At 61.3% G+C, this 5191-nt stretch carries 5 protein-coding genes and 2 pseudogenes; 4 read left to right on the top strand and 3 right to left on the bottom strand.

What is annotated here, in order from left to right:
- Positions 1-505 (top strand): annotated as a pseudogene (locus tag A2J01_RS36180) (S9 family peptidase); the annotation flags it as partial.
- A gap of 10 nt (positions 506-515) precedes the next feature.
- Here A2J01_RS36180 and A2J01_RS00025 read toward each other — a convergent pair.
- Positions 516-1082, bottom strand: a complete 567-nt coding sequence (locus A2J01_RS00025; protein WP_007734055.1) for a TetR/AcrR family transcriptional regulator — start codon at positions 1080-1082, stop codon at positions 516-518.
- 143 nt (positions 1083-1225) lie between these two features.
- On the opposite strand from A2J01_RS00025, the gene zapE reads away from it, so the two are divergent.
- A complete protein-coding gene (gene zapE, locus A2J01_RS00020) occupies positions 1226-2173 on the top strand; it encodes a cell division protein ZapE (RefSeq protein WP_064111315.1) in 948 nt (315 codons plus the stop codon).
- Positions 2174-2182: 9 nt separating this feature from the next.
- Here the strand turns inward: zapE and A2J01_RS00015 are convergent, their stop codons facing one another.
- Complete coding sequence (locus A2J01_RS00015; protein WP_064111317.1) at positions 2183-2932, bottom strand: helix-turn-helix transcriptional regulator; 750 nt, start codon at positions 2930-2932, stop codon at positions 2183-2185.
- Here A2J01_RS00015 and A2J01_RS00010 point away from each other — a divergent pair.
- Both A2J01_RS00010 and A2J01_RS00005 read left to right on the top strand, forming a co-directional pair.
- Positions 2907-3752 carry an ABC transporter ATP-binding protein gene (locus A2J01_RS00010; RefSeq protein ID WP_019746872.1) on the top strand — a complete coding sequence of 282 codons (846 nt, stop codon included), beginning with the start codon at positions 2907-2909 and terminating at the stop codon, positions 3750-3752. The genes A2J01_RS00015 and A2J01_RS00010 overlap by 26 nt on opposite strands.
- Positions 3749-5056 (top strand): FtsX-like permease family protein, encoded by a 1308-nt coding sequence (locus tag A2J01_RS00005; RefSeq protein WP_064111313.1) that lies wholly within the window; start codon positions 3749-3751, stop codon positions 5054-5056. Before A2J01_RS00010 ends, A2J01_RS00005 begins: the two co-directional genes overlap by 4 nt.
- A gap of 18 nt (positions 5057-5074) precedes the next feature.
- Here the strand turns inward: A2J01_RS00005 and A2J01_RS35585 are convergent.
- Positions 5075-5191, bottom strand: a pseudogene (locus tag A2J01_RS35585) (sterol desaturase family protein); the annotation flags it as partial.

Below are 5191 nucleotides of genomic sequence, written 5' to 3'. Positions count from 1 at the left end.
CGGTGGTCCGGCTTTCCCGGCGCTTCCGCTCAAGGGTACGACGGTCTACATCGCGAACGTTCTTGATGGACTGCGTGCTTCGCGGCCGGATATCGACATCGACTCGTATCTGACCCCGCTCGGCAAGACCATCCTCGACGACGTCGAGAACAACATGTGCTACACCGAGGCGCGCACGAAGTACGGAACCGTCACACTCGGGCAGGTGCTGACGAAGTCGCTGGACAATCCAGTATTCATGGAGGCTGCGCGTGACTTGCTCACTGTGCCGACCGCAGGATACGACCGCCCGTTCTTCATCGGTCAGGGGTTGTCGGACATCGATGTTCCGGCACCGCTGACACTGAAGTTCGCGGCCGACCTTACTGCCAACGGTGTCGACTTTGCATTCCATACCTATCCCACTGATCATCTGGGAACCGTTCCGGCTTCGGTTCCAGACAGCACCCCGTTTGTCGCGGCACTGTTCTCTGGTCAACGGCCCTGCACCGGAAGTCTCTGCTGACCAACATCTTTCAGGCGGCACCAACTCCGCGCAGATAGATGTCGATCGGGATCCGAAGTTGCCGAACGGTTTCGGAGGAGCGGGGATCTCGGCTACGCGCTCCGAGGCAGTAGTCGAAGATCAAGCCCTCCAGAAGGCTCAGAAAATTTTCGGCGGCGACGTCAGGATCGTCAACGCCAATGATGTCGAAGACAGGCCTTGCCTTCTCCCGTGAAAACAGGCTGTCTTCGAGGAGTTGGTGCAATGCCGAATCTCGGGGAGTTTCCAGGAGTAGTGCATATCTCGCGATCAATTCGTGTCTGCGGTGCGAAAGAAGATCATCGAGATACTCGGCCGTCAGGGCAGCAGGATCGCTGGGCCTCTCGCGGAGTTCGTCGAATATCGAACGTGACCGGTGCACGATGTGCAATGCGGTTGCTTCGAGTAGTGCCTCGCGAGTGCGGAAATAGTACGACGTCGAACCGGCAGGAAGTTCCAGGGACTGATCAACCGCCCGATGGGTGAGTGCACGCGGGCCCTGCTCGGCGATGATCGTGACGGCGGATGCCGCGATGAGGGCTCTGCGATCAGGCTTCATGCCGTTCCTTGCTGTCGATGTTGCATGCTGCCGGAGTTGAATGTTGCTGGAGTTGAATGTTGCTGATGGTGCGTCGTGAGGGTCACATTGACTCGATTTGCCTTCGATCACTAGCCTCGACTCTACAGACGTAGAGGAGTCTTATGCTACTGGACGAAGAGCAGTTGGCGGCACGCGAAGCCCTCGACGCACTGCAGGCCCGGATCTCGGGCGGTGAGGTCGGGGGTGGGATCTATCTCTGGGGTAGCGTCGGCCGCGGGAAGACGATGCTCATGGATGAGTTCTACGACGGGCTCCCGGTCGGCAAGCGGCGCATTCACTTTCATCGGTTCTTTGCAGATCTGCACTCTCGGGCGCATGAACTCGGCTCGATGGGCGTGGCACTGGATCACGTCGTCGATGGAATCCGGGTGCTCTGTTTCGACGAGTTCCACCTCGACGACGTCGCCGACGCCATGTTCATGGCAAGGGTTCTCGACACAATCGTCGCGAAAGGCGTGACTGTTGTCGTCACGTCCAATGTTCCGCCGACCGATCTTCTTCCCAATCCGCTTTTTCACGAGCAGTTCGTTCCGTCGGTCGAGTTGATCGAACGGACTCTCGAGGTGATCGAGTTGGGTGGCTCCGTCGACTATCGGACGGCGGGACAGCCAGGTGCCGGGGACTACCGTTTTGCGACAGGAGAATTCCTCCTCGGCTCGGGAACTACGCGGCCTTCGGGCGAAAGTGTCGAATTGATAATAGGCACACGCACATTGGAGTGCTCGGCGATTCGAGACGGTGTCGTCTGGTTCGACTTCGAGGTGCTGTGCACTGGTTCGACCTCGGCTGCCGATTACCTCGCGCTCGCCGCCCGCTTCGACGACTGGGTGATCTTCGGAGTGCCGGTGCTCGCCGAGGCGTCGGAATTTGCCCTTCGCCGTTTCGCGAATGTCGTCGATGTTCTCTATGACGTCGATGCGCGGCTGACGATCTACGCCGACGCTTACGTCGAAGAAGTGGCAGGCAGCCTCCGGGACGTGCCGGGGTTGGCGCGCCTCTACAGTCGTCTGTCGCTACTGGCGAGGTCGGCGGTGGGCAGCATCAGTTGAGGAGCAGCGTCAACTCCAGGTGAGATCGCCGGTCGCGGCGCTGGGCGTGAGTCCGAACATGCTGTGGCAGATCCGGTTGAGATGGGCGCTGTCGGTGAAGCCGGCCTCGTGGGCACTGGTTGTCAGGCTTGCGCCACCGCTCATCACTTCCATGGCGCGTCGTAGCCGCAACCAACGAATGTAGGTCGAAAAACTCATCTGCAGTTGATCGTTGAAGATTCTTCCCAATCGGCCGGGCGAGATGGAGACCAGCGCGGCGGTGTCCGTCACCGTTATCGGCCCCGAAAGTCGCTCGGGCAGTATCGTCAGAGCATGCTCGAGTGCAGGGTGAAGAGCGCGTACGTTCGACGGCTGCTTGCTTTCGGACAGTGAATCGATCAGCCTCGCTGCGTATTCCAGATCCGAATCAGCGCCACGGTCCGTCATCGCTACTGCGGTCCGCCCACGGTCCGACCAGTCGGCCACACCACCGTGCTCGGATACAGGCGGCCTGATGCGCCGGCCCATTCCCGTGGTGGAGTCCACGTAAATCGCTCGTCCCCGCGCGCCCTCGGAGGCGGACAACGCGTGGACCGCCCCGGATGGAATGACCACGGACCGCACGACTTCACTGTGGCCGTCCCCGTCCGTGACCGTGACGTCCCCGTCGTCGATGATCATGATCTGAACAGCGGCGTGCGAATGCATGTGCGCGGATCCCACTGCGCCGGTGAACATGAGAATTCCGGGCTGCATGTGGACGGCGCCGGACCAGGTCATGTCGGAAATCATAGTGACGACCCTGACAGAGCTCGGGGTCCGGTCATCCTCCGGTAGGACCGAGCTCAGTCCGAAGATCGTGCGCTGGGCCGATGTGTTCGCGAAGGGTTCACGAGAAGGTGGAATCATGAACAACGCACAAGCACCCGCAGTCCTGTCGGTCCACGCGCTGGGCAAGTCGTACGGCGACGTTCCGGTGCTCCGAGGTGTATCGCTGGAAGTGCGCGCCGGTACTGCCACGGCCATCATGGGTCCTTCAGGATCGGGGAAGTCGACACTGCTGCATTGCATGTCAGGAATCGTCAAGCCCGACTCGGGAGCAATCTTGCTGAGCGGCAGGCATATCGAGAACCTCGGTGAGAACGACCGCAGCCGCCTCCGACGCGAGTCGTACGGATTCGTTTTTCAATCGGGCCAACTGTTGCCGGAGCTTCCGGCGATCGAGAATGTCGCGCTGCCTCTCGTACTCAACGGGTTGTCCATCGCAGAAGCCAAGCGGACGGCGCACGGCTTCTTCGCGCCGTTGGGGCTGGACGGTCTGCAGGATCGTCGCCCGGGTCAGATGTCGGGTGGGCAGTCGCAACGTGTGGCGATTGCGCGAGCGTTGGTAACCAAACCCGCAGTTCTCTTCGCAGACGAGCCGACCGGTGCCCTCGACGCGCAGACGAGTTGGGAAGTGATGAGGGTGTTGCGTGATTCGGCTCAACAGATCGGTTCTGCGTTGGTCGTCGTCACTCACGATGCCGAAGTCGCTCGGTGGTGTGATCGCACGATGATGATGCAGGCCGGTTCGCTCGTCGGGACACAGGTGGCGGCATGAAGGCCACAGCGCGCGTTGCATTGATGACGGTGCGAGGTGAAGGCCGAAAGGCGTTGAGTACCTTTGCGCTTCCCGTAACGGCCTTCGCCGCGTCAACGACCTTGCTACTCACCGTTCTCGGCGGCTACGGTGCATTCGCGGGCAGATCGAGCGAACCCGAAGCCGAGGCGTACCTAGCACTCGCAGGGGTTGCTTCGGTGTTGATGATCGTTCCAGCCGTCACTCTCGGCCTGGCGGCGGCCCGCTTGGGCGCGCGCCGTCGCGACGAACGACTTGCCTCGCTGCGACTCATCGGATCCACCCCTCGCCAGATCGTTGCGCTGTGCGCTGCGGAATCGGGTATCCAGGGCTTGGCCGGTGCGTTGATCGGTGTGGTGGGATACCTCCTCGCGTTGCCGCTCGTAGCTCTCTTGAGATTTCAAGGTCGGACATTCGAGTGGAGTGAGCTTTGGGTAGGCGCACTTCCGCTGGTGGGCATCGTATTCGGAATGACCATCCTGGCTGCTTTGACGTCGATGCTCGGGATGCGCCAGGTGTTCGTGAGCCCGTTGGGCGTCACGGCGGGCAATCCCAGCGCCGCACCGAAGATGATCTTCGCGGTGGCTGGGGTGGGGGTTCTTGTGGGGTGGAGTGCATTCGGGGGCTCCGCGGCAAGCATCGCGGCAATCCTGGTGGGCCTTGGTCTCTGCTTCGGCGTTGTTGCGTTGGTCGGTCCGTTCGTCATTTCGCTGCTTGGACGGATCATGCTCAAATGCGCCAAAGACGGTGCTTCGCTGATTGCGGCGCGTCGGGTCTTGGATAATCCGAAGGCTGTGTGGCGCACGGTCAGCGGTGTGACGATGGCCAGCTTTGTTGCCGCAGGCACATCTCTCCTCGCCGCGATAGGCAACGGGGAAGGGCAGGATGTGCAGCCAGGGCAGGAGTTCCTGTTCGCGGACATGAGAACCGGGGTGTTGTTCACTCTCGGAGCAACATTCACGTTGGCGGCAATCTCGTCTGCGCTCACCCAGGTATCCGGGATCCTCGACAACCGTGAGCTGTATCGGAGTCTGACTCTGGCCGGTACACCTGTCGAGGTGATGGACAGCGCCCGCATGCGGCACGTTCGCACTCCCGTGGTGGTGATGGCACTGGCCGGTGCCGGCGCTGCACTGCTGTTCCTCTTCCCACTGGCAGGGGCAGCCGTATTGACCACTCCGATGGCGCTGGTTCAGTTGGGCGTCACCCTGGCTGTGGGGATCGCGTTGGTGTTGGCCAGTGCGTTTGCAGCCAAGCCCGTCATGCGACGGGTACTCGCGGGCTGAATCTCCACCCCTCGTCCGTCAGTTCTGTCTCCGGAACGGTTCGGCCAACTGGCCGAGGTAGTCGTCCGGGTAGTCGGGCTTGGCCGCCATTCCGAGATCGTCACTGCTGAATCGCTTTTCCGGATCGAAAGAATA

Origin of the sequence: Rhodococcus sp. EPR-134, from assembly GCF_001647205.1 — a bacterium.
Classification (GTDB): Bacteria; Actinomycetota; Actinomycetes; order Mycobacteriales; family Mycobacteriaceae; genus Rhodococcus_F; species Rhodococcus_F qingshengii.
The sequence above is the reverse complement of the archived record's forward strand: the minus strand, read 5'-3'. Positions and strand labels throughout refer to the sequence as shown.

Bases quoted from the DNA above. Each gene is read 5' to 3' on its own strand.
- zapE (WP_064111315.1), top strand. From the start codon at position 1,226: ATGCTACTGGACGAAGAGCAGTTGGCGGCACGCGAAGCCCTCGACGCA.
- A2J01_RS00025 (WP_007734055.1), bottom strand. From the start codon at position 1,082: ATGAAGCCTGATCGCAGAGCCCTCATCGCGGCATCCGCCGTCACGATC.
- A2J01_RS00005 (WP_064111313.1), top strand. From the start codon at position 3,749: ATGAAGGCCACAGCGCGCGTTGCATTGATGACGGTGCGAGGTGAAGGC.
- A2J01_RS00010 (WP_019746872.1), top strand. From the start codon at position 2,907: ATGTGGACGGCGCCGGACCAGGTCATGTCGGAAATCATAGTGACGACC.
- A2J01_RS00015 (WP_064111317.1), bottom strand. From the start codon at position 2,932: ATGACCTGGTCCGGCGCCGTCCACATGCAGCCCGGAATTCTCATGTTC.